The organism is Litoribacter populi, from assembly GCF_007483685.1.
Classification (GTDB): domain Bacteria; phylum Bacteroidota; class Bacteroidia; order Cytophagales; family Cyclobacteriaceae; genus Litoribacter; species Litoribacter populi.
This window is the reverse complement of record NZ_VMKN01000007.1, coordinates 1-730: the sequence shown is the minus strand read 5'-3', so window position 1 is coordinate 730 and position 730 is coordinate 1. Positions and strand designations below refer to the sequence as shown.

The window sequence follows — 730 nt, the reverse complement described above, 5'->3', positions numbered from 1 at the left end:
TTACCTGGTAGCAGCGCCCTGCTTACTAGGCAAACCAAATAATATTCTGATAATTTACCAACACTTTTCTGACCTCTAACTTAGTATGACGGGAATCGTTCCTCCTTGGCAATGACGAGAATGGCGTGCCACCTTCGATATTGACGAACTTCGTATTAAAATGACAGGAATCCCTATTGCTCAATAGTTATAATATATTTAAATTGAAGTAGATTTTTTAATTCAATTTCTAAATTATTTTTTATGGAAAAAGGAGGAGCGGTCTATATAATGACCAATTATAACAACACTACCCTTTATACTGGGGTAACTTCAGACCTCATAGTAAGAGTCAGTCAGCACAAAGAGGGATATTTTAAAAAGTCTTTTACTCATAAATACAAGTTAAAGAAGCTAGTTTACTATGAAGGCTATCACTCAATCGAAGAAGCAATTGCTAGGGAAAAACAAATCAAGGCTGGAAGTCGGAGGAAGAAATTAGAGTTAATCCAAAATATGAATCCTTTTTGGAATGATCTGACAGATGAAATTTTGAAATGGTAATCTGTGGGAATGAATTAAATGAGGTAGACCGAGATTAAGATTGCTTCAGTCGTTCCTCCTTCGCAATGACGATGACAGCGTGCCTCCTTCGCTATAATGGCACCGCGCCATTGTGAGCCCGACACAACTGTACTTCCACAGAACATGTCGGGGGAAGCAATCTGGACCAGTGGATTACGAGGTGGCA

1 protein-coding gene is annotated in these 730 nt (G+C 38.8%); it reads left to right on the top strand.

The annotated features are described in order from the left end of the window. Positions 1 to 243 precede the first annotated feature (243 nt). Positions 244 to 543: a GIY-YIG nuclease family protein gene (locus FPL27_RS19700; protein WP_143962945.1), complete on the top strand. Its 300-nt coding sequence runs from the start codon at positions 244 to 246 to the stop codon at positions 541 to 543. Positions 544 to 730: the final 187 nt, after the last annotated feature.

Bases quoted from the DNA above. Each gene is read 5' to 3' on its own strand.
- FPL27_RS19700 (WP_143962945.1), top strand. From the start codon at position 244: ATGGAAAAAGGAGGAGCGGTCTATATAATGACCAATTATAACAACACT.